We start from the raw sequence: 21399 nt of genomic DNA, 5'->3' as shown, positions 1-21399 counted from the left end.
TGAATTAGAACTTTATCCCTGCCAGATTGCATATCATCAATCTTTCCAGCAGCAAGTATTGCCATTATTACAAAACCAAACCATGTCCCACACGCAAATGCCAAAAGAATTCCCATGATTAGTTTCCTCCGTTTTTCGTTGTTTTTATATTAATTGCGGTCAAATAAAGCATAACTAACGCATAAGTAATCACTCCAACTAAAAATACATCATCGTTAGAGATAACCTGGAACATACGAATACAACCACGTTGCAGCCAGCTATATCTTGTTCGATTAAGCGGCTGCTTAGACGACTGATTCAAATCCGCTGTTGTTGTGGTACTTGTTTCTTGTTCTTCTGAACCATTCTCTGCCGCTCGTTCTGTTGCAGCTGGTGTTACCTGATGGATTAGCCCTAAACCTTCTTGTACTGATTTGTCAGCATATTTAGCAGCATACATCCCGATAAATTCTCCTTGTACGGCTGCTCGCTTAGTCGTATTTAATCCGCCCTCGCAGCGTATAAGAGTGATCACTGGTTTGGGTGAATCTGTCGGCTCGTCAAGTAAATCTCCCCTTGTCTGATCGACCACTTGATTAAGAATCACCTTGTATTCGTAAATACGTGAAAAATCGGTCGCATAGATAGTAGAATCCATTGCTGCATTGGATAATCTTCCCAACGCTCCGCCACCCTGGACTAAGTTGTGTGCAAACACGGCATAATTTCCTACGCCTAACTTTTGATCCTCTCGATAGGTACCTACGCCTACCATTAAGTTCTGATTCGATAAACCTGCTAAAATCTTCGTTTTAAGCTCAGCACTAGGGATATAAATCGCTCCTACGCCATACTGATCAACAATCGTTTCATAATGCAGCTGTGCTTCTGCGTAATCACCTGGTGTCACGGGTGTAATAGCGTTAGGATCAAACGTTGCTTGCTTATTTTTTTTGTTGCGCTGTTCGTCTGTCTCTGCTGGCTCTAATATTCGGTGTGTCTGTTGTTGAGTGTCGCTTGGATCATTAAGCAACAGACGATACCCATAATAACCAGCTCCTGCCGTCAGCATTCCTAAAAGCAGCCATACCGCAGGCAATACCTTAACAATTTTTTTCACGACGACCTCCTTTGAAAACAACTAGACACATAAGAATTAAGCGCCCTGTTTAAAGGACGCTTAAATCAAAAAAGCTTATTGGCTTTCTTCCTTATTTTTATTTTTTGCGATAAAAACAAAAATAGCGCCTGTCACTAAGACAAGAGCTAAGAAGATCCAAGTTGCTGAGTTGCCTAGTGTTCCTCCTGTTTGCGGCAATGTTTTTACTGTCTTTGGTACTACTGGTGTTGCTGGTCTAATGATTCGGACCGTTTGACCAATGTCATTAATGTTTTTATGCTCAGTAATCACTTCACCGTCACGTTTAGTTGTTTCAAAAGCAACTAAATCAACCAAATCACCGTATTTTTCAAATAAATCATTTCCGTTAATTTCTACTTTAACGGTAACTTTGCCACTTTCATTTTCTGGTGTAAATTTGATTGTTCCGGTAACCTCTTTTTCTTTCAGTTTCAGAGCTTCACCGGTATTTTTAACCATCCATACAAGGTCTTGTTCGTATTCAACACCTGGGGTCAAATCAAAATATTCTACTTCATCTTCTAGGACAAGTTTACCTTCTTCGGTAATTTCTTTTTTACCATTCACAAGAGCTTTTGTGTTCAGCTTGGGATTCCGAATGTGACCCGTTTGGTCTTTGTTGTTAGGGTCTTTATGATCAGTAACTGGTGTATCATTCGTTGATAATACTTCATATGCGACAACTGCTTTCCCAGCCATTTCAGATAGATTAATTTCAAAAGGAACCTTCACAGATCCGTTAACTAAAGTAACTGGCTTGACGTCAGAAAAGTCAGTTTGAACCTCTTGCGGTTCTTGCCCTTCCTTATCTGTATCTTTTCCAGTGTCTTTGTCCGGTGTCTTATCTGCTTCTTTGTTGTCTTTCTGGTCAGTTTCTTTTGGTACTTCTTTGTCGGTGTCTTTCTCGCCTTCCTTGTCAGTGTCCTTATCCGCATCTTCTTTTGCTTTTTTGTTGTAGTATTCTTGTGCATCCATTGTTGATGTGATTTCTCCATCTACTCCAGCAACAATAACGATTTGACCTTTTACTTCTTTACCTAATGGATCAACAAATTTTTCACCACTTGGAACCATCATCGTTAAGTCAAAGGTGTATGTCTCCCCTGAAATTAGGTTTTCATACTCTACTAAATCATACCCTTTCACTTTAGAAAGTGGATCGGTCAATTTTACTTCGTTTTCTTTGTGATCGTAGAAGAAGAGTTTCGTTTTGACTTTCGGCTCTACAATTTGAATCGCTTCATTTTCGTCGTTTACATCATCTGCTCGTGCGACTTCTTCCCATTCGTTGGTAGAAGGATTGAAGTAGTCAAGAATTTGTGTATACACGCCTTTTTTACCATTTAAGTTAGTTGCATCAAATTCATTATTGATCGTATGAACAAACGTTGAATGTCCTTCTGGGATCTCAAATTCTTCAACCGTCTTCATATCCTGTTCAGATAGGGCTTTTCCTGTACCAAATTCAACAAAGTTAGACGTTAAGCGTAATTTTGCGCCAACTGGTGCACTTTTTGCTTCGATTTTTACTTCGTCCTTCAAAGGTTGTCCTTTAGCAGGATTCACAAATTTAGCACCATCTTTGTTGCTTGCCTGAGAAGAAATTGAGAAGTCCAGGCATGGGTTTTTCACTTTAATTGCATTATCTCCTGATTTGACAGTGATCGAGCCTTTAGAGGTTGCTGGATCAATATAATGACCTTTTAGTGTTGTAATTTCTTCATATGCCACAACCGTACCATTTTTGAATTCATTAATGAACGTGATGTTTCCTTTTTTATCGGTTTTCTTTTCGAATTCTTTATCTCCGGCTTTAAACTTGAAGACAACACCTTCCATATCTTCACCTTTGTCATTAACCTTGTGCAACGTTAGATTCGCATAGCGTGGGTTCGTTACATCAATCGTATTTTCACCGGATTTAACCGTAATAGACCCCTTAGAGGTTGCTGGATCAATATAGTGACCTTCGATAGTTGCTGTTTCTTCCCAATCTACTTTTGTCCCAGCTTTCAAACTTTTGACGACTATTTTTCCATCCTTGTCAGAATTTACTTCATGAACTTTACCGTCATAATTTAATTTGAATTTAACACCTTCCAAGTTCAAACCTTTATCATTTTTCTTGATAAGAGTTAAGTTAGCAAAACGAGGATTCGTAACTTTGATTGTATTTGTCCCCTCTTTGATGGTCACTGACCCTTTAGATGTTGCAGGATCAATGTAGTGTCCAGCTGGAGCTTTCGTTTCTTCAAATTGTACAACAGTTCCTACATTATAATTTGGTGTTGATAACTCACCATTGGTATTAGTTGTCGCTTTCGTTGTTTTCCCATCAGCAATTAAATTAAAATCAGCACCTGCAATAGCTTTTCCTGTATCATCGACTTTCTTTAGTAATAAATTCCCTTCTTTTTGGATTTTTATATTTAGTCTAGTAATGTTGGGATCACTGATTGAACAATGTAACAACTCTTGGGAATAAGGGTGGCGATAAACTAAAGTAGCACCTTTATAAGAATCGGGTACATTGTATTCCAGTTGAATTGATCCGTCTTTTACATCACCTGTCGCCTTTAATACAAGCGTATTTCCATCCGTTGAAACATTAAGATTTGCACTGTTGGTAGCAACTTTGTATGCCCATAAAGAACTGTTTGTATCATCAATTCTAAGAGTTTCCCCTTTTTTCATGGTATAGCTATTATTGTTAAAACTTGGTTTTGTTAAATAAGAATTGATTTTGCGATTTGTTTCTTGTACCCAGGCATTAAATCCTGCTTGACTGACTCTACCCGATGGGTCTTGAATATTACTTGACTCTACCCCAGCACCCATATTTTGAATATGACGTTCCGTATAAAAAGCATTCTCAACTGATGGCTGAGTTTCATATCCCCAATAGGCAATTAAACTAGCAATCACTAAATTTTGTTGATTCCGTTCTTCTGGTGTAAAACCATCGTTTGGTCCAAAATTCAACGGATTACCTGGTGCGACACACCATAAAATATTACCCGCTGCATCACGTTTTGCATAAAATCCCTGATCATGAATACCATTTGAATAGTCCCAAGATGCTGTTGGAATTGAATAATTTTGGTCTACGAAGATAGTTGTTCCAGCAAAAGGAACAATAGACAATGCTTGTCTAGCCATTCGATTTTCTGATTGTAATCCCTGAACTTTTGCTAAAAACTCAGTCCAGTTATCACGTACACTCTCTTTCGTTGATGACAGGAATCTACCATCAGTTGTCATGTAATAACCATATTCTTTCAAAACACTAGCTAGCTGTTCATTTACATCTTTTTGTTCTTCCATTTTTTCAACTTTTTCGGGTTCTTCTATCTTTGGACTATCGTTAGAATTTTGACTTTCACCTATTTCCGGCTTCTCACTATTTACGTCTTCATCTGTAGACACACTTTCAGTCGCTTCTTTAGTTGGAGACGTTTCTTTAATTGTTTTGGTTTCCTTCTCCTCTTTTTCAGCAATGCTACTGCTTGAAATCTCTGTTTTACTTGCTTCTTCCGCAAATACTTGGACGGTGGGTGCGATTTGCCCACTCAAAGTGAACAATAGCATAAGGGAAGCCGCAAGCTTTTTCAATTTATTCATAATTATTATCTCCTTATCTCTCAAAATAAAAAAAAGATGGAAAGACAGTTCCTTCCACCTGACAATTGTACCGATTTACATTACGGTGATCGTATACGAATTTTATCTCCCATGTATTTTTCTCCTAACAACAAAAAAGACCAAGAATCAATATTCTTGGTCTCCTATCATCAATCTTATTTAGTTTTATTCTTCGTAAAGAGATACTGAGTATTTTTCACTTCCATCAGAATATACGATAGTAATATTTACCCATCTAGAATATTGGCTTCCCTCTTTCAAACACTCTGCTCTACCGTATTGATTTGCTTCTGAATAAGTTTGGAATACTTTTCCGGTATTTCCTACCCAGCCACTAACAATCGTTGGGTCTTTTGGTTTTGATGGCTCCGTTGGTGTCGTAGAAGTGGTGGGTTGATCACTACCGCTGAACATTGCAACGCCTTCGTATTTCCAGCCTGCCTTAACTAAGGCATCTTTTTCATTTGCATCCATCGTGAAATGGTGGGTTCCTGTTTTTTCATTCGGGTTATACAGTCGGTGAACCGGAGTAGAACCGCCGCTTTGCCATGCTATGCCTTCATATTTCCAACCGGCATTTTGCAGATTAGTTACTTCGTTGTAGTTTAACGTGTAGTGGTGATCTCCACCATTGTTTGGGTTGAACACTCTATACACCGGAGTACCTTTGGATGGCACTTCCCATGCTGTCCCTTCATTTTTCCAACCGGCACTAACAACGAACGGAATCTCGTTCCCGTTTGCGGTGTACAAATGCTCTCCAGTATTCGGGTTGTAGGCACGATAAAGAGTTGCTGCATCTGCTCCCTCTGCGCTTACTAATGCTGCACCACTTACAACTGCTGTCGCTGCCAAACCAAAAATTATTTTACCTAATCTCAATTTTTTCATTTCATTTTCTCCTTTTCTATTTAATCCCGATCGCTCTTCCGTCCCACTCTTTTACAAAGTCTGTAATGGATACCCAAGCTGTCGCACCACGATCATATGCCATATTCTTTCCGCCTGTTCCAGCTCCAGAACCTGAGCTGTAGTACAAAGGATCAAGCACTAAAAATTTATTATCTTTATACCCAGCAATTACCTTACAATGGTTGCGTACAGTGTCTCCCTGCTTTTGATAAGAAGAATAACCATAGTAAAGCACTGGATTGCCACCTATAATTCGATCTACAATTGATTGAGTTGTTGATCCAGTAATATTAGATACATTGCCATACCATCGTTTAGCATAATTTGTTAATGATCCTGGCGTGATTACCCAGCCGAAACCTGCACCAGTATATACGTTTCCTTTTTGCCCGCCTTTATCACCTGGATACATTGGTAAATTATCCTGAACATATTTCAAATCAACATTGGCTCCTTTGTATCGTAGCAACATAGTCATTGCAGCACCTGCACAGCCCCAAGGACTGAACACTGGAGCATATTGACTGACATATGGAACGGATAAAATTCGTTCCACTGGAGCAATCGGTTGTGCCCCTCCTAGTGTATGCCAAGAAATACCTTCATAGCGCCAGCCAGCACGAGTTAAAGAATCTCGTTCATTAGCATCCATTGTGTAATGATGTGCGCCTGCACCTCTTGTATTAGGATTATACACTCGATACATTGGTAATCCCGACCAAGGTGTATGCCAGGCAATCCCCTCATAACGCCAGCCAACTGATTTGAGTTGATCTCGTTCAGCTCCATTTAATGTAAAGAAATGCTCACCAGAATTCGGATTATACACTCGGAACAATTCTCTACCAGATCCAAGGACACGCATACTAATACCTTCATAACGCCAGCCAAGTCTTACCAAAAAGTCTTTTTCGTTCCCATTCATCGTATGTAGATGTTCGCCAGAGTTCGGGTTGTACACTCGATAAATTGGAATTGTCGCTTCGGCTTTCGGAGTTGCCTTAGGTACCACTGATGCTTGAGCTGCCGCTTTTACTGCTGGAGTTGCTGCCGGCTTCGTGTTGCTTGTAGATGGGTTTACAGTCGTTTTATCAGAAATTTCTTTACTTTCTGATGGCTTATTCGCTGTATCACTTTTATCTTTCTCAACAGGAACTTCATTTTCTTCTACAGTAGTATCTGGAGCTTTTTCAGTCGATTCATCAACAGTAGTGGGATCGACCGTTTCTTCCTTCTTGTCCTCTGTCTGAGGAATCTCTTGTTCATTTTTTGGTACTTCCTCTGTAGTTTCCTCCGGAGCAGGTGTTTCTACAGTTGGTTGTTCTGTTACTGGTGTTTCTGGCAGAACTGTTTCCTTGGAGTCCTCTGTAACTATTTCGCCAGCACCTTCGTGCGAGCCTATAATTTCTGTTGCACCAGCGGGCGGTGTTTCTACAATTGGCTCTTCTACTGTTGCTTCTGCCGCATGAACTGTTTGTTCCTGAACCGCTAAACCGCCAACGCCTAGAAGCCCGAAAAATACAATAGGCGCTACTAACCAAGTCTTCCCTTTTTTGTACATTTTGTACCGTTTCTTTTCCATAAATTATCTCCTCCAAATTGAGAACATTACATAAAGTATATACTATTTCAATTAGCGATTCATACTGATTATGATTGAATAACGGTCGATTCTGACAATTTCATACTATTTGAACGCTTGCCGAATCGTATACTCGTTGTTGATTAATTCCTGAACAATTTTGCAAGGATAGACTTTTTTAGTTGTCTTCTTTTGACGCTCCTCAACCAACCAGTCTAATTTTTTTAGACAATCTTCTGACAATGCCAATTTGATTCTTGGTTTATTCGTAGGCAATTGGTGTGCCCCCTTTTAATAGTAGGTGTCCCCTCGTTACTCTAACTTTTCATCGGTGTGCATTCAGCACGTAGCCTTTACCCCACAACGATTGAATAGAATAACCAACCTTACATTCATCTGCTTTCTGTCGCAGACGTTTGCTCAGAGAAGAAAGTTGTGACAAACAAGAGTTTGTCGGCTCACACTCCCACAATACCCGACAACTTTCTTCTCGTGAAACAGGTACTCCTTTATTGGCTAAGAGCAATTGAAACAAGATACTTTCATTTTTACTTAAATGTTTCATGAATCGATCTTGAACTAATTCTGTTTGTTCTGCTGATTCATCTGCTTGACCAGCTTTTGCCTCTTTTTCGGCTAAATACAATTTTTCCCTTAGCTGATCCTTCGATAGTCCAATAGGCACTTGTTCCAGCTGTATCCCACCAATCAATTCTCCAAGCTTTTCTACTTCTAAATTGGTGATTGTGACTCCTGGTATCACTGTATCAAAGATGTATTCAATAGCCTTGATTTCCTGCCCGTTCATCAATTTGTAAAACAGGCTACTTGAACAAAAAACCTCGTGATCCAACTCTTGCAATTGCTGCTGTATTTCCTTTTCAGCAAGTACATTTTTTGTTAACACTAAAATCTTCACAGATCCATTCCTCCTTCTATACTTACAATTCATGCAGCAAAGAATATACTCCACTCACTGTTTAATAACTTCTCTTTTTTCGCTTACTAAAAAAGTAATCACCTTACCCGACTGGTTTATAGCGTCCGTAACCAGAAACTCTAATAGACAGCGGTAAATGCCGATTCGTTCCCGAAAAGGCAAGTGCCTATATGTATTGCAGCTCACGACATAGCATTACTGCTTATGCGCTTCCCCATTACGAAAAGCCAGCTTGGTCTTTCTCCAAGTGTGCGTCAAAACCTAGGAACCTTAGTAGCTGCTCTGATACCCCTAGGTGCTATTGATTGCTTCTTCAAACAATGCCCTTGATTGTTTACTGACTACTTTTAGTGCAGCCATTCATTTCATCAACTTTCACAATTAGTGTTCGCTTAGTGTGACCAATCTTTTCTGATACCACCTATCAAAAGCTGCCCAGGTTCTCGACTCATTCGCCAAGACTTTGACAACTTATAGCCTTACTAGCTGCTGCCGCTGACTCTTCAAGTTACTTGCTTGATCCACAACATTTTCAAGCAAGCGAAAAAAGAGAAGTATTGAATTATTTACTGTTCCATGACTAAAAATTTACTCATGCCTTTTGCTGTAACCAGTAGTGGTCGATTAGGCGCAATTCTTCGAGCAATCAGCACCCCATCCGCATCGTTAACATGTTTAATCCTTGGATAGATTTCTTTTATTGAGACTGTTTCAGTTACCACTACCTGCTTTTTTTTAGCAACATAATGTTCTTGCAGACGTTCTGCCTGCAACCCTTTGATCCGATAGTGTGCAGTAAACCAGCGTTTCTGTTTTCGATCACCTAAATCAATTGATTGTTTTAGCTCGTCAAAAACAGTAACTCGGCAGCCATAATAGCCAATATCTTCAATACTAATTTTCCGAGTGATCATTCTTTCCGCTCCCTTCAAATCCTTTTTAGTGATAAAGCTTTATGAAAAACACTTGTTATTAAGCGGTCATATATTGACCCAATCACGCTTTTAAAGTACCATTTTGCCTATAGTAGCGTTACTGATTGACAAGCTAATCAGTTTCACTACGTAGTTTCAACCTAGGTGAACTAGTTTCCAAAAAAAAACGAAAAGAGGGGGGACGTAGTTATATACCACGTCCCCCCTCTTTTCGAACAACTACGATTACAATCGCCACGCTTTTCTGCATTACATCCTACATTTAAGAGAAATTTAGCCATAAAAGGCACACTGAAAAAAGGTTCTTCTCACTATTTCACCTAAACTTTGGTATAATGACAATTGGCGTGGAGCAATCCATAGCCGCCGAAGGGTTAACGCAATACTGATACTATTGCGAACAGCATTTGTTTCATGGAGCTACCAACTCCATATTTGCTGTGCCTTTCGGTTTTTTATGTTTCACTTGCCCTATTTCCGCAAATGAAGCGGAAACTAATTCGCATCAAGCATACCGCCGAATCAAATAATCGTCAAGCATGTTTTCTACGAATATAAATGACATTACTTTTCTTTTATTAAAATCAAACTGACATTTTTATATATCTTTCTGTTTTTTTTTAATTTTCACCCTCCTTGGCATATCTAAACTAACCGCGGTTTGTCCACTCATTTTATCATCAATTCTTAATGTGATCAAATAACAGCAAACAATATTGCGTTATTTATATTCATGTAAAATAAAGCGAAACTGCAAAGAATAACGTTTTTAAAAAAAGAATACATATTTATTTGTTATTAATCGAAAAGGTCGATTTTGATGAAAAAACGGTCGATTTTGACATCGTATTATTGATTGAAATAATATTACAGGAGATAGCGCTAATTTCCTTAAAAATAGTATAGCATCTTTCTAACGCTTTGCAAACACTTGTTCGCATATTTGTATACAAATATTCTACACCGCTTATCGAATGGTAGAGACTTATCCGGTAACTTTTGCATTCTTTATGCGGTCAATCACTTGTTCCAGGGCTGCAATCTGCTGATCATAGATTTCTAGGATTGCTGCGTTAGCTGGCATCGGGTCCGCCTTTGCGTTCATCCGGTTCACCTTGATTTTTTCAAGCTCCGTATTTAGCGCTCGTAACGATAACGTTTGTTCTAGTATTGTCATTTCCATTTGTTTAGCCCCCTAGTTTCTAGTCGCCTTCTAACCAGTTGTGCAGCGATACCTCAACCTCTGGTGCCGCCGGTGCTTCCTCGGTTGCTTTGATTTGCCGGATAATATCTTGAAACAAATCAGTGAGGTAACGGAAAATGAGGTTATCCATGTTCCGTATTTTTTCATCCTTTTCTTTGAATATCGCTTTCTTAGTTTTGAAATAGATCAAGTTATCAATGTCGATTCCATATTTTTCCTCTACATCCTCATACATGAAATGGTAATCCTCTAGCTTTTCAGCATTCGCTTTTGCATTATGAATCGCCTTCATGTAATTAGCTGCTGTCTCAAACTCTCCATGCGAAAATGAAGCGAGCAGTGTTAAAACTTTGCTTGGTAGAAACGTCTTATTTCCAGCGATCATGGATTCTGCAAAATCTTCTAACAGCAATTTATCCTGTAAGGATTTTTCCTCGTCTTTTGAGAGTCTTTTAGTGTCTTTATTGTTTAAGTTATTATTATATAGTTCTTGTCCGTTTTTCATACCATGCGGTAAATCAACGTTTGAGGTAGGTATGAAATTCATACCATCATGAGCCGCAAGGGTTTCAGCGTTTTTTTCTTCGTCTTCCCTAGGTATGAATTTCATACCATGCGGTAAATCAACGTTTTCTTGCTGCTCGTCCCCTGTCCGGTCGATCTCCTCAACTAAGTAAATGTCGTTTTCTGTTACTTCTAACTCGGCTAAGTAAAGGCGAGTAGGGTTTTTCTTTCCAGCAGCTTTGTTAAAACCGCCACTTTTCTTTTGAAGCAGATTTGCCTTTTCCAATTGGGCGTGGATATTTAGAACTTTTTGCTTTCCACGCTGCAACATCTTTTGCTGCTCAGCAAGTGTAAACGTAAAATAGACATTTCCTTCTTCGTCAACCTGCTTCTTTTTTGCGGCAAATTCTAGTCTGGATTTAAAAAGCATGTAGGCTATTTTTGCATCACTATCTAAATGTTTATAAGTCTCGCTTACTAAGAGAACTTTTGGGAATTGGTAGTACAACTCATTGTATACTCTATCTAACTTAAAATATTTAAACTCACTCATTAGGATATACCTCTTTCAAAAAAGATAATTGATCAGTCTAGGTTTTTCATTCTTAATTGCCGCAATTATTGCAGTAACTAATCAGCATCTTTCTATTATCAAAGATAGTTTACACGAATTGTAATAGTAAAGCAAACCGCATCATATCAAGGGTTACAAGACTTATTAGTGTATTACAATATTATTATATCACAATATCGTGATATTGCAACATTACGATATGATCAATTTGTTCGATTTATGCTTGATATAGCAACATTTGGCAAAAAAAATATCACGATATCGCAATATCGTGATATTTCGTCTATTAAATTTTATTTTGTCTCTTTGCTAAGTTGTATCCTTCTATCAGATATTCTTCTGGAATTGCTTTTAGCAAAGCTTCCTCAACGATATCCGGTTTGCTCTTTGAAGCGTCCCCGATCGTTGTCCAATAAATTAATGCTGATTGAAGAATAGGGTTTAAACGTATGCTATCGGCTTTCCTCATACTATTCCCTTGCTTCTTAATCAATGAAGAAATATTTTTTTTGTTAGGATCAAAACTCGGTTCCGGCGCTTCTTTGACAGTAGAAGCTTTTTCTTTAGTATTAGTACCTAATAATCGTGCAACAGTATCACGACTCCTAGTTTCCTGATTTTTAGCCATCTATCTCACCTATCTTTTCTAAGTATTCTTTAGCGAAAGCTTTATAGTCCTCCTCAGCTGTTGAAGCATCGTGATAGCTAAGTAAATCCACACCAGCTGCCTGGCTTTCATCGACTTTGACTGTTCTTCTTATTCTCGTATCAAAAATAGGTGCATTGATAACTTGCGAAATCTGTTCGGCTGAAGACACCATTTCTTTTGAAATATTATATTTCTCATTAAATTTAGTGAAAAGCACACCACGAACAATTAAATGGTTATTCGTAAACTCTTTAACGGTTTCGATTGTCTCATTTAATTTTACTAAGCCTTTTAGTGAGAAATAAGCAGCTTCAACAGGAACGATAATTTCGTCACTAACAGTAAAAGCATTAACAGTGAGAATCCCCAATGAAGGTGGTGTGTCAATGAGAATAAAATCGTAATCATCCATTACAGGTTGCAATGCTTTCTTAAGTCTGTGCTCGCTGCCGACCTGTGTAAATTCTCTTTCAGCAGAAGAAAGGGCAATATCCGCAGGAAGAACATCAATTCCTTTGTAGTCTAAAATTGCATCTTTAACATCGACCTCACCTTTTAATACTTCGTAGATAGTTGGTTGATCGGTGTCATCGATATCAAAGCCCAAGTGATCTGTTAAGTTTCCTTGTGGATCACTGTCGATTAATAAAATTTTCTTACCTAGAACAAAAGATAGGACTGCTGCAAAATTTACAGTTGTTGTAGTTTTTGATGCGCCACCCTTTTGATTCGCAATAGATATAGTTCTAGCCATTCTTAAACCTCCTACATTTGCAATATTGTTAAATCACGATATAAGTATATCACGATATCACGATATTGCAAGATGGAATTTGGATTTGCGAAAGGATTGGCATATTAATATTGCATACGAAATATATTCTAATCAAACTAAGAACTGGTTACTGAACCAAGAATAAGGCGATAACTATACCGAAAATTGAGTATATCACAGCATTGCAATATTGTGATATAACAATACAATGAAATATAGAATCAGCTAAAAGTATAGCGGATACGAAAGTCACAGTTGTGTATGACAAAGGTATACGAGTGAGATTGTCTCAGTGTTATATTGTAGTATCACGATATCGCAATATTACAATATACTAACAGCTTAAAAACTTGATCATGTGTTACGGTATTTATGTTCTAACTAATTAGCAGGGTAGGGGAGCTGACTAAATAAAAGATAAATATGATAATAGATATAAATAGCTTTTATCATATCGTGATATCACAATATTGTAGTATCGTGATATTTTAATACAGTGAAGGGAACCGCAGCTAAGGCTCGCTCTCGGGTATCACTAAGGTGAACCCTCACAGCCGTTTGCTAATGCAAACTCTCGACTGCTACTAATGCAGCAGTCTCACACGCTAATGCGGTTTTACTTAAGTTGTATTTAGCAAGGTAGGAGAGCTGATCACTTCTTATTGTTAGCAGCAATTGGTAAATGTTCGCCTTTATAGCCACCAGCACCAGCAAATGGATCTATTGCAGCTGATCATTTATATCAAAAACACGAACGAATGTCCGACCAGGATCACCGGATCTTGCAGCAAAAAACGAACTTTACTATAGGTTAGGCAGAAAATGTTACAGATAGTCACTTTATAAGTCTATGTCATGGGACACAGTTTCCGAGTAACAATTTGTTACGAAGTATGCTATAATAAATACGAAAAGGGAAGTTGCGCTAACAACCTCCCTTTGGGACAGCACCGCTAAAGACGGCGGCTAGGATAATTACTTATAAAGAAATAATCGTCTCCCTGCTAAAAGTGACGGTTATTTTTTTTTGTCGTTTTTGCTGATTGTCAGGATTCCGAAAATGATAGTTGCGATTAGAGAACCGAAACTGATCATTAATCCTAACGCTGCTTCCACAGACAAAAGGCATCTCCTTTCTACAGATTCTTGGGATACGCACATACGCATCACCTCACTTTCGAATGGATAGCCACCGTCATTAGAAAAAACTTTTACTGTCTTGCATTCATTATAGCATTCTTCGCTAAAATTTCTATTCTGATCCTGAAATATCGTCTTTAATACGATAAACTGTCTGCCTTGTTATATTGTACTCTTTAGCAATTTTTGCAATAGCTACACCTTTCTCTAATTCAGCGACAATTGCACGATAAATGACCCGTTTTTGCGGGTCTTTTGCATTGGGTGAGTAAAGGAGTGGTCTTCCTTTGTAAACGCCCTTGGACTTTGCTACGGCTATTCCTTGCGCTTGACGTCGCCGTGATTCTATCCTTTCATGCTCGGCTATCATAGCTAATAGCTGAATCAATAAATCTTTAACGAACCGATCAAGAAGAGGGTTGCCAATAGCTTCCTGCATGATAGGTAAGCTGGTAATGATAAAATTGACATCTTTTTCTTTTAGATAGTTTACTGTAGTGACAATCTCATCATAATTCCTGCCTAACCGGTCTAACGCTTCGACCATGAAAATATCTTTCTCCCTAAGAAAGTCTAAGGCTTCCTGCAAAACAGGTCGGTCTTTTAAATTCGCACCGGATTTCTTTTCAATAAATATTTTTTCGGCACCAAAGCTTTTAAGTGTTTCGATTTGTCTATCTAAATTCTGCTCAGTCGTTGAGACTCTAGCATAAGCAACTCGCATTAAATCCACCTCATCCTGAAATAATTAATATACACCCTAATCATACAGTTTGATTTCAGCAATAGCAACAAGTCCAAAGTGTTCGGTAAGGGGACACCCTAAAAATACAGTTTGGTTTAATAATTGACAAGAGCAGGTGAGACATGATTAAATTTATCCGAACGTATGTTCTAGGAGGTGTTTCATGTTTGAAATTTATAGACGTCGAATCAAAGAACCGCACGACCAGTTAATAGTAGATTTTCATAAGTACGTTGATACCGATATTCCTTTCTATGCAATCAAAGAGGACGTACTATTCTTAATGATAAAGCATAACCGGACACACTTTTCAATACCAGCAGCGCTAACTAAAAGGAAGCAGAACGACATTTACTTTTGCTTTGAAATAGAAGAATGCAAAATAAATATCAGTTTCAAAAAAGATCAAAAATACTATCTATACAAGTATAAAGGGGTACAATTTAATGAACCTAATAAGACAATATGAATTTCACTTAATTTCTCTCAATGACTTGATTGACTCGCTTTGGGATTTTGGACCCAACGCCGTTAACGAAGTAGGGGAAGACTGCTTTCAATTTTACATTGATTTAGCAATAGGGCATCAAGAAAAAAAATATTACATAGAACCTCAAAAAAAGAATAGGTTAGTTTGATTTTTGATAGCGTGTATGCTATCATAAGTATATGGAAAAACCAGAGTTTCGTTTTATAGAAAGACCGGACGGTACTAGTGAATTCGTTGAATTTCTTGAATCGCTACCAAGCAAAGATTCTAGTAAGCTGCTGGCGACAATTGAATCAACACAAGAGCTTGGATTGCTTGTTGCACAACGAATGGAGTGGGTTAAAAAATTAGATACTAACCTTTACGAGTTGCGTTCTAAGGTTGGAAATAACATTCAACGAGCTATTTATTTCCAAAAAGTAGGAAATAAGTACCTGATCACTCACGGATTTACTAAGAAGACGCAGAAGACACCTAGAAAAGAGATTGAACACGCTAAACGGATCAGAGAGCAATATGCGAAAGGGGAATTAAAATGACAAGCAGCATCAATGATTTAATTGCACGGAAAAAGGCAAGCAGCCCTCAGTTTGCGGCAGAGTTTGAAAAAGAAAAACAAAGACTTAATGTCGCTGTTGCTGTCGCTCAATTAAGAGACGAATTAGGCATGACACAACGTGAACTAGCTGAAAAGGTAGGAAAGCCGCAAAGTACGATAGCACGAATCGAGAATGGATCAATGAACGTCAGCTTTAACGTACTCTACGAGATTGCAACAAGTGTCGGCAAGGAAGTAACAATCGGATTCAAATAAGCAGCAGCTCCCCAGCATCCGATACCGCTGGGGAGCATTTTTGTTTATTGGGTCTAGTTTATAGCTGCTGGTTTTCCACTTATTTCATTTGCGATTTTTATATCCAATAAGTGTCTTTAAGCCGCGTTCGGTTTTTACTGCAAGATCCGGTGATCCTGGTCAGACGTTTGTTCGTGATTTACTGCCTACCGGCTTGTGCCAGGTCGCTATTTCGTTCGTGTTTATTGCTAAAGAAGCTGAAACCCATCAGCAACAACCTCGGTTACATAGACTCTTTGTCCTTCTTTGTTCTCATAGTTTCGTGTTTGAATCCTCCCAGTGATCCCGATCAACGTTCCTTTCTTGCATAAATCAGCAAAGTTTACTGCCTTATTACGCCAAATAATACAGTTAATAAAATCGGCGTCACGGTCTCCGCTTTGATTTTTAAAGTTACGGTTTACAGCAATTATAAACGTGGTTACAGGATCACCGTTAGGTAAATATTTCATATCCGGCTCTTTGGTTAGCCTACCGACAAGAACAACATTATTAATCATGATTTCCTCCTAACTAGATAAAACAGTAATCTTTTAATTTCAATGGTCGTGATAAAAGGATCACAGCCGCTGGTGTCAACGCAGCATACTCACACGCTAAGGCGTATCTATTATCTCTCTCGATCATTCCTTTTTTCTTGTACTTCTCTTTCGTCATTTTCCTGCTTTGCTTCGTTTTCTAATGTATCTAAGCGATCACTTAGCGATTCAATCTCTGAGTATTCATAAGCTGCTGCTTCTAACTGATCTCCAGTTACTTCTTCAAGAACTAATCTCGCATCTTCTAGTTTTTCAAGCTGCTGCTCATAGTATTTAAAGCTGTCGATCAGACGCTTTTTTTGCTGCTCTTGATTTTTAGCAAGCGCAATAATCTTTTCTTTCGGCATATCCATTCTCAAATTATTTGTAGCAGTGAGTTTTTTTTCTGCTAAATTAAATTGCCGCAGCTCCGACTCATATTGCTTTTCTAACTTTGTTTTTTGCAAAAATCCGGCACCGTCGATCTCTTTAACGATTGGTAAGTACTTTTCGTAAGTTACCAGCAGCTTGGCGACGTTGTTATAATTGGTGATCTTCTTTTCTATCTCATCGATCTTCGTTTGTGCAGCTGCCTTTTCTCTATGAACCGCTGCAAGCTTTTGAGCTAAATCAGACGGCTTCTCGATCTTTTCTTCTCTGAAAGTATTTAGTGTCTCTACTAAAGCCGACGTGTGCATTTTTTGCATTCTATGTCGTAGCATATTCATTTTTGGTTGAATAAGAACGTCCAAATATTTACTTTCTTTTTGAAGCTCGCTGATCACGTCTTGACCTTTAAAACGTACCGCTGCATTGTTCCTTATTTGCTCTTGTGTCGCATTCTCTTTTAAAGTCGGCTTGCCATAGTAATTCCAATTTTCACCGATCCTCACTGTGCAATTCTTGCTAATCTGATCATATTCCACATACTCTTTAGGAATGAAAAGCCGTTCGATCCCTTTGTCCGGCATTGATAGCGAAAGCCCACGTTCACTAATGCTTTTTATATACTTGCTATGCACGTAAATCGGCAGCGGTTCTATCCCTTTTGCCAACTCTAGCCCTCGAATAAGTCCCTCACCTTTTAAGGTGTAGTTTTCCGAAACCTCGCCGCTTTGATCCCTAACCGTGTAATCAAATTTGTCACCGATCCAAATAGTATAGTCTCCGGTGGTTTTGTCTACATCAACAAAGTTACTATTGATAAAGATATAACCGTTCGCATCGGGCGATTCTAAATTAATTAGTAGACCTTCTTTGGTTACTTTCTCGATTTGTTCATCAAGTAAAACGATAGGGGTTTCTTGATTCTCAATCTTACTTTTTTCTTGTTGTCGGTAACGTTCGCTAATCGGCTCTAGGCTGTTCTCTTGTGAAAAATCGTAATCAGTTCTAAAGTTGCCGTTCAGATTTTCAATATGATAACTATCGGGAAGTATTCGCTCTTTTAAACTCGAACGATTCACATCATCAAACTGGAACACTACTCCAAATTTTTTATGCTCTTTAAAAGTTATCCCGTGATCTTGTCGCAAATTAAACTGAAAATCTTCCAAATTATCGCTGGTGGAGAAAGATTCCTCGATTGCTTTTTCAAGTTGCGTGACAAGGATTTTATTTTCTTCAACCCGTTCTTGAATTCCTTTTTCCGTGTACGTTTCTAAATCATCAAGTTTGTTTCCTCGTGTCTTGCGCTTCTGACCTTCACCAGCTAAAAAATAAGTAATGTGTTTGCCGGAATCGTCAACGTCTATTTTTAGCTCAGCTGCTTTAGATTTGAATTCTTCCATAGAAACAGATTCATCAAGAATCATGTTTAATCGTTTTCTGATCTCAGCCCTAAACGTTGAATTCTTTTTGTATCTTGAATAGTTTTTATAGGAGTTGCGCAGCTGCTGCTTGCGTGGAGCGATAGACAAATCATTTTCCGCACATAGGCGATTGCTGATCTCTAAAATTTGATTTGCTGTCCTATAAGGCTGACTTCTAAATTTTTTCAAGTCGTAAAAGGATACGCTGTTAAAAATGATGTGATTGTGAATGTGATCTTTATCAACGTGTGTCGAAATCACATATTCGAATTTTCCTCCAAGCAGTTCATCTACAAGCTGCTTTCCGATCTCATGAGCCAGCTCCGGCGAAACATCATCCTCCGGTGAAAAGCTCTGAATGAGGTGGTGAGCTAATACTTCGCTGCCGCCTGTCTTTCGATAATCGCCTTTCACTTCTCTTGCGTATTGTCGTGTGATTTCCATTTCTACTTCGGCAAGCGTAGCTTCACAATTGTAACTGCTAACTAGCAATCCCTCGTCAGTTTTTTCAGGATTTTGTATATAGTCTAACGCTTTTTTCAGCGTACTTTTTATCTGATGAATTGTCGTGACTGCCACTAAACGTACCTCTGAAAATCTCTTGCACGTTTCAACTTGTACAATAACGCTTCACTAACCAATTTTGCCAGCTGATCATATTCATTTTTCAAAGATTGGAAATCGTCCTTTTCAATGTTATTGGTCATGTTTGCTTTGTGTGCCAGTTGGTTTATATTGTTCCCTATCCTACCTAATTCACTGGTTAACGCTCGTAAGTCTGAAAAATCTGTTGTAACGGTCATTCCAGAAAGACACATCCGGCAAGCATAATGTGTGAAATTTCTCGTGTTGGATAAGTTCATTTTATATTGAATCAGAAAGTTTTCTCGTTCCGAAACTCTAAATTTTTTTTGAATGCTGCGTATTGAATCATCATACGTATTCGCAATTTCTAAAACTTCATCGGACGTTTTTTGCATGATTAACTGATTGAATTCCGGTATATTTTCAACTTGATTCTCCAATGTATCACCTTCTAACGGATTAAACTATTTTCAAAAAGAAGTAATTACGACGTGCCGTCAATGGTAAATGTCTGACTGAACGTAGGGAAGGAATTTAAGGAATTGACGGCTAAAAACAAGCCCCCTCACGCTACCAGCTTGCTGAACGAATCTCCATTCGTTTGGCACGCCCCCACACGGCGAGTGTGAGAGTTCTTTTTTGTTACTTTTTTCTGCGAAAGAAAAAAGTAAGGTGTCTGCTCTTTTCTATTTTCAATAGTGATCAAACTTGCTGTGGACTTCCTGCCGTTTTTGGGCAGGAAGTCTTATAGCAAGATTTGCAAGATGGTACCATCTTACATAAAAAAAAAGAAGAGAGCGGTTTGGCTTCTCTTCTTTTTTATACTTGGGGCTTCGCCCCAAACCCCGTGATTTTTCTTTTTACCTCAGCATATCTGCTGACGAAAGATCAATCTTTTGGAATTCGTCTTCTGTTACTTCTGCTAATTTTTCAGCTGTCGATTTGTACTGATCAAGCGTATAGGCTCGCTGTTCATCATCTTCAATATACTGTTTGCCTTGTTCGCTTTGCAGCAGCGAAACCATGTTTTCGACTTCTTGCGCCACGCTTGCTTTTGTTTTTTCCTTTGCTAGTGATAGGTGGCTGCTAATAATTTCAACCTCGTGCTGTGTAAAACTCACTTTCATAATTGCCTTTCCTCCCTGTAATATTCTAGCAGCTTCTTTTCTTCGTAAGCAGCTGCTTCCTGAACGAATAGTTTTTTTCTATACTCATTTTCTTGCTGCTGTTGAATGACCATTATCTGGCACATAAATTCACCTAATAGTAGTGCCGGATTTAAAAATATTATTTTGGGTTTCTCGGAAATAGCAGCTAATTGTTCTTCTTCAAAATCGCCTATTTTGCTGCTTCTTTGTTCTTTTCTTTTTTCTCTGAATGGGAAATATGATTCTGAAGAACTTGGTCTTTTTTTCTTACTTGGTTTATCGAATCGGCTTTCTCTTGAAAGTAATTTAGCCGTTCACTTAAAGGCATTTTGCTAATATCCGGTACTTTAACATCTTTCAAATCCTGCTCTTTTTCCTGCGTCACTTCTAATTCTTTTTCTTTGAGGATTGATTCCAAATTGGTGTCAATTCTTTGAATTAGACTATCGGCTTGTTTTTGAATTTTTTCAAAACTAGCCTTCAATTCTTCAAGCTCTTTTGAGCTTGACCAAGCTGCTAGATAAGGGAAACTATAATCTTTCGTGTCGATTCCATAATGTTCGCAAACGACAAAAGCTGTACTCTCTGCTTCTACTTCTTTGGACTCTTTAGTCGTCCTTTCTACATCATTATTTTTGAATTCGTCAGCATGTAAATCAGCATGAGTGATCTCATGTATCAATGTCTTGATTGTCTGTGATTGACTCATACCTTTGTTGATTACAATTTGATTATCTAATGGACGACAGTAGCCTTTAGCGCCAGACTTTATATCATCAAAGGATACGTCAAAGTCGGTACTTTCCTTAATCGCATGATACAAATTCTTGTAGTCAGACACATCTTGCTGCAACTCATTGACCAACTTGGGTAGTGGATCACCGGTTGTTTGACTTACGTCAAATACTGAAACGGGAAAGAAGCTAATACCTTTAACTTCTTTTTCTACTTTCACACCATTTTCGATTTCTTCGACTTTTCGTTTATACTCTCTGCCGCCTATGATCTTGATAGATTTTTCGCCTTTATTAACTTGACGATTAAACTTTTTCTTCCAGGATTGATAGCCTGCAACATGACTAGCATCAGGCTTTTGCATAAAGATTAGTATCGTATTATTTACACTATACCGGTGAAATTGAGACATCGTTTTTAGAAAATCTTTGTACTTATCTGACTCTAAAAACTGTTTAATTCCCTCTTCTGCTTGCTGCAATAACTCTTTACTTTTATTCGATTTTTCAGCGTTCATGAACTTCTCCTTTCTGG

At 38.3% G+C, this 21399-nt stretch carries 20 protein-coding genes and 1 pseudogene; 3 read left to right on the top strand and 18 right to left on the bottom strand.

All coding sequences use genetic code 11. From position 1 onward, the window contains the following. Nucleotides 1-118: 118 nt before the first annotated feature. The 13 genes from I588_RS26185 to I588_RS26130 all read right to left on the bottom strand — a co-directional run bounded on the left by I588_RS26185 (nucleotide 119) and on the right by I588_RS26130 (nucleotide 14704). Complete coding sequence (locus I588_RS26185; protein WP_010760196.1) at nucleotides 119-1102, bottom strand: class A sortase; 984 nt, start codon at nucleotides 1100-1102, stop codon at nucleotides 119-121. 75 nt (nucleotides 1103-1177) lie between these two features. After that, entirely contained in the window at nucleotides 1178-4744 is a 3567-nt protein-coding gene (locus I588_RS26180) for a VaFE repeat-containing surface-anchored protein (RefSeq protein WP_010760197.1), read from the bottom strand. Between the two features lie 186 nt (nucleotides 4745-4930). Next, the gene (locus I588_RS26175) at nucleotides 4931-5656 is read right to left on the bottom strand and encodes a hypothetical protein (RefSeq protein WP_010760198.1); all 726 of its coding nucleotides are present in this window, start codon (nucleotides 5654-5656) and stop codon (nucleotides 4931-4933) included. A 16-nt stretch (nucleotides 5657-5672) separates the two neighbouring features. Then, nucleotides 5673-7259, bottom strand: coding sequence for a C39 family peptidase (locus I588_RS26170; RefSeq protein ID WP_010760199.1), 1587 nt, complete (start codon nucleotides 7257-7259; stop codon nucleotides 5673-5675). A 105-nt stretch (nucleotides 7260-7364) separates the two neighbouring features. Further along, nucleotides 7365-7535, bottom strand: a complete 171-nt coding sequence (locus I588_RS26165) for a hypothetical protein (RefSeq protein ID WP_010760200.1) — start codon at nucleotides 7533-7535, stop codon at nucleotides 7365-7367. 49 nt (nucleotides 7536-7584) lie between these two features. Then, on the bottom strand, nucleotides 7585-8178 hold the full coding sequence (locus I588_RS26160; protein WP_010760201.1) for a helix-turn-helix domain-containing protein: 594 nt from the start codon (nucleotides 8176-8178) through the stop codon (nucleotides 7585-7587). Nucleotides 8179-8765: 587 nt separating this feature from the next. Then, nucleotides 8766-9113, bottom strand: coding sequence for a type IV conjugative transfer system protein TraE (traE, locus tag I588_RS26155; RefSeq protein WP_010760202.1), 348 nt, complete (start codon nucleotides 9111-9113; stop codon nucleotides 8766-8768). 1006 nt (nucleotides 9114-10119) lie between these two features. Continuing rightward, complete coding sequence (locus I588_RS26150; RefSeq protein WP_010760203.1) at nucleotides 10120-10317, bottom strand: hypothetical protein; 198 nt, start codon at nucleotides 10315-10317, stop codon at nucleotides 10120-10122. A gap of 19 nt (nucleotides 10318-10336) precedes the next feature. Then, nucleotides 10337-11395, bottom strand: a complete 1059-nt coding sequence (locus I588_RS26145; protein ID WP_010760204.1) for a replication initiator protein A — start codon at nucleotides 11393-11395, stop codon at nucleotides 10337-10339. Between the two features lie 307 nt (nucleotides 11396-11702). Further along, nucleotides 11703-12044 (bottom strand): hypothetical protein, encoded by a 342-nt coding sequence (locus I588_RS26140; protein WP_010760205.1) that lies wholly within the window; start codon nucleotides 12042-12044, stop codon nucleotides 11703-11705. Beyond that, entirely contained in the window at nucleotides 12037-12819 is a 783-nt protein-coding gene (locus I588_RS26135; protein ID WP_010760206.1) for a ParA family protein, read from the bottom strand. Before I588_RS26135 ends, I588_RS26140 begins: the two co-directional genes overlap by 8 nt. 1038 nt (nucleotides 12820-13857) lie before the next feature. Next, nucleotides 13858-14001 (bottom strand): putative holin-like toxin, encoded by a 144-nt coding sequence (locus I588_RS28300; protein ID WP_455319187.1) that lies wholly within the window; start codon nucleotides 13999-14001, stop codon nucleotides 13858-13860. 91 nt (nucleotides 14002-14092) lie between these two features. Then, nucleotides 14093-14704 carry a recombinase family protein gene (locus I588_RS26130; RefSeq protein WP_010760207.1) on the bottom strand — a complete coding sequence of 204 codons (612 nt, stop codon included), beginning with the start codon at nucleotides 14702-14704 and terminating at the stop codon, nucleotides 14093-14095. A gap of 184 nt (nucleotides 14705-14888) precedes the next feature. On the opposite strand from I588_RS26130, the gene I588_RS28275 reads away from it, so the two are divergent. The 3 genes from I588_RS28275 to I588_RS26110 all read left to right on the top strand — a co-directional run bounded on the left by I588_RS28275 (nucleotide 14889) and on the right by I588_RS26110 (nucleotide 16029). Then, on the top strand, nucleotides 14889-15194 hold the full coding sequence (locus I588_RS28275) for a DUF5960 family protein (RefSeq protein ID WP_010760208.1): 306 nt from the start codon (nucleotides 14889-14891) through the stop codon (nucleotides 15192-15194). Nucleotides 15195-15394: 200 nt separating this feature from the next. After that, nucleotides 15395-15754 (top strand): type II toxin-antitoxin system RelE/ParE family toxin, encoded by a 360-nt coding sequence (locus I588_RS26115; protein ID WP_010760209.1) that lies wholly within the window; start codon nucleotides 15395-15397, stop codon nucleotides 15752-15754. Beyond that, nucleotides 15751-16029: a helix-turn-helix domain-containing protein gene (locus tag I588_RS26110; RefSeq protein ID WP_010760210.1), complete on the top strand. Its 279-nt coding sequence runs from the start codon at nucleotides 15751-15753 to the stop codon at nucleotides 16027-16029. Before I588_RS26115 ends, I588_RS26110 begins: the two co-directional genes overlap by 4 nt. 230 nt (nucleotides 16030-16259) lie before the next feature. Here the strand turns inward: I588_RS26110 and ssb are convergent. The 5 genes and pseudogenes from ssb to I588_RS26085 form a co-directional block, all read right to left on the bottom strand. Beyond that, nucleotides 16260-16568 (bottom strand): annotated as a pseudogene (ssb, locus tag I588_RS26105) (single-stranded DNA-binding protein); the annotation flags it as partial. 110 nt (nucleotides 16569-16678) lie between these two features. After that, nucleotides 16679-18976 (bottom strand): relaxase/mobilization nuclease domain-containing protein, encoded by a 2298-nt coding sequence (locus I588_RS26100; RefSeq protein ID WP_010760212.1) that lies wholly within the window; start codon nucleotides 18974-18976, stop codon nucleotides 16679-16681. Continuing rightward, nucleotides 18976-19422, bottom strand: a complete 447-nt coding sequence (locus I588_RS26095; RefSeq protein ID WP_010760213.1) for a plasmid mobilization protein — start codon at nucleotides 19420-19422, stop codon at nucleotides 18976-18978. The genes I588_RS26100 and I588_RS26095 overlap by 1 nt, the downstream gene beginning before the upstream one ends. Nucleotides 19423-19842: 420 nt before the next feature. Then, the gene (locus I588_RS26090) at nucleotides 19843-20109 is read right to left on the bottom strand and encodes a hypothetical protein (protein ID WP_010760214.1); all 267 of its coding nucleotides are present in this window, start codon (nucleotides 20107-20109) and stop codon (nucleotides 19843-19845) included. Between the two features lie 211 nt (nucleotides 20110-20320). Further along, nucleotides 20321-21382: an ArdC-like ssDNA-binding domain-containing protein gene (locus I588_RS26085; RefSeq protein WP_010760215.1), complete on the bottom strand. Its 1062-nt coding sequence runs from the start codon at nucleotides 21380-21382 to the stop codon at nucleotides 20321-20323. Nucleotides 21383-21399: the final 17 nt, after the last annotated feature.

The sequence above is a fragment of the Enterococcus pallens ATCC BAA-351 genome, from assembly GCF_000407485.1.
Lineage (GTDB): Bacteria > Bacillota > Bacilli > Lactobacillales > Enterococcaceae > Enterococcus_A > Enterococcus_A pallens.
The sequence above is the reverse complement of the archived record's forward strand: the minus strand, read 5'-3'. Positions and strand labels throughout refer to the sequence as shown.

Bases quoted from the DNA above. Each gene is read 5' to 3' on its own strand.
- I588_RS26180 (WP_010760197.1), bottom strand. From the start codon at position 4,744: ATGAATAAATTGAAAAAGCTTGCGGCTTCCCTTATGCTATTGTTCACT.
- I588_RS26175 (WP_010760198.1), bottom strand. From the start codon at position 5,656: ATGAAAAAATTGAGATTAGGTAAAATAATTTTTGGTTTGGCAGCGACA.
- I588_RS26170 (WP_010760199.1), bottom strand. From the start codon at position 7,259: ATGGAAAAGAAACGGTACAAAATGTACAAAAAAGGGAAGACTTGGTTA.
- traE (WP_010760202.1), bottom strand. From the start codon at position 9,113: ATGATCACTCGGAAAATTAGTATTGAAGATATTGGCTATTATGGCTGC.
- I588_RS26150 (WP_010760203.1), bottom strand. From the start codon at position 10,317: ATGGAAATGACAATACTAGAACAAACGTTATCGTTACGAGCGCTAAAT.
- I588_RS26145 (WP_010760204.1), bottom strand. From the start codon at position 11,395: ATGAGTGAGTTTAAATATTTTAAGTTAGATAGAGTATACAATGAGTTG.
- I588_RS26140 (WP_010760205.1), bottom strand. From the start codon at position 12,044: ATGGCTAAAAATCAGGAAACTAGGAGTCGTGATACTGTTGCACGATTA.
- I588_RS26135 (WP_010760206.1), bottom strand. From the start codon at position 12,819: ATGGCTAGAACTATATCTATTGCGAATCAAAAGGGTGGCGCATCAAAA.
- I588_RS28300 (WP_455319187.1), bottom strand. From the start codon at position 14,001: ATGTGCGTATCCCAAGAATCTGTAGAAAGGAGATGCCTTTTGTCTGTG.
- I588_RS26130 (WP_010760207.1), bottom strand. From the start codon at position 14,704: ATGCGAGTTGCTTATGCTAGAGTCTCAACGACTGAGCAGAATTTAGAT.
- I588_RS28275 (WP_010760208.1), top strand. From the start codon at position 14,889: ATGTTTGAAATTTATAGACGTCGAATCAAAGAACCGCACGACCAGTTA.
- I588_RS26115 (WP_010760209.1), top strand. From the start codon at position 15,395: ATGGAAAAACCAGAGTTTCGTTTTATAGAAAGACCGGACGGTACTAGT.
- I588_RS26110 (WP_010760210.1), top strand. From the start codon at position 15,751: ATGACAAGCAGCATCAATGATTTAATTGCACGGAAAAAGGCAAGCAGC.
- I588_RS26090 (WP_010760214.1), bottom strand. From the start codon at position 20,109: ATGAAAGTGAGTTTTACACAGCACGAGGTTGAAATTATTAGCAGCCAC.
- I588_RS26085 (WP_010760215.1), bottom strand. From the start codon at position 21,382: ATGAACGCTGAAAAATCGAATAAAAGTAAAGAGTTATTGCAGCAAGCA.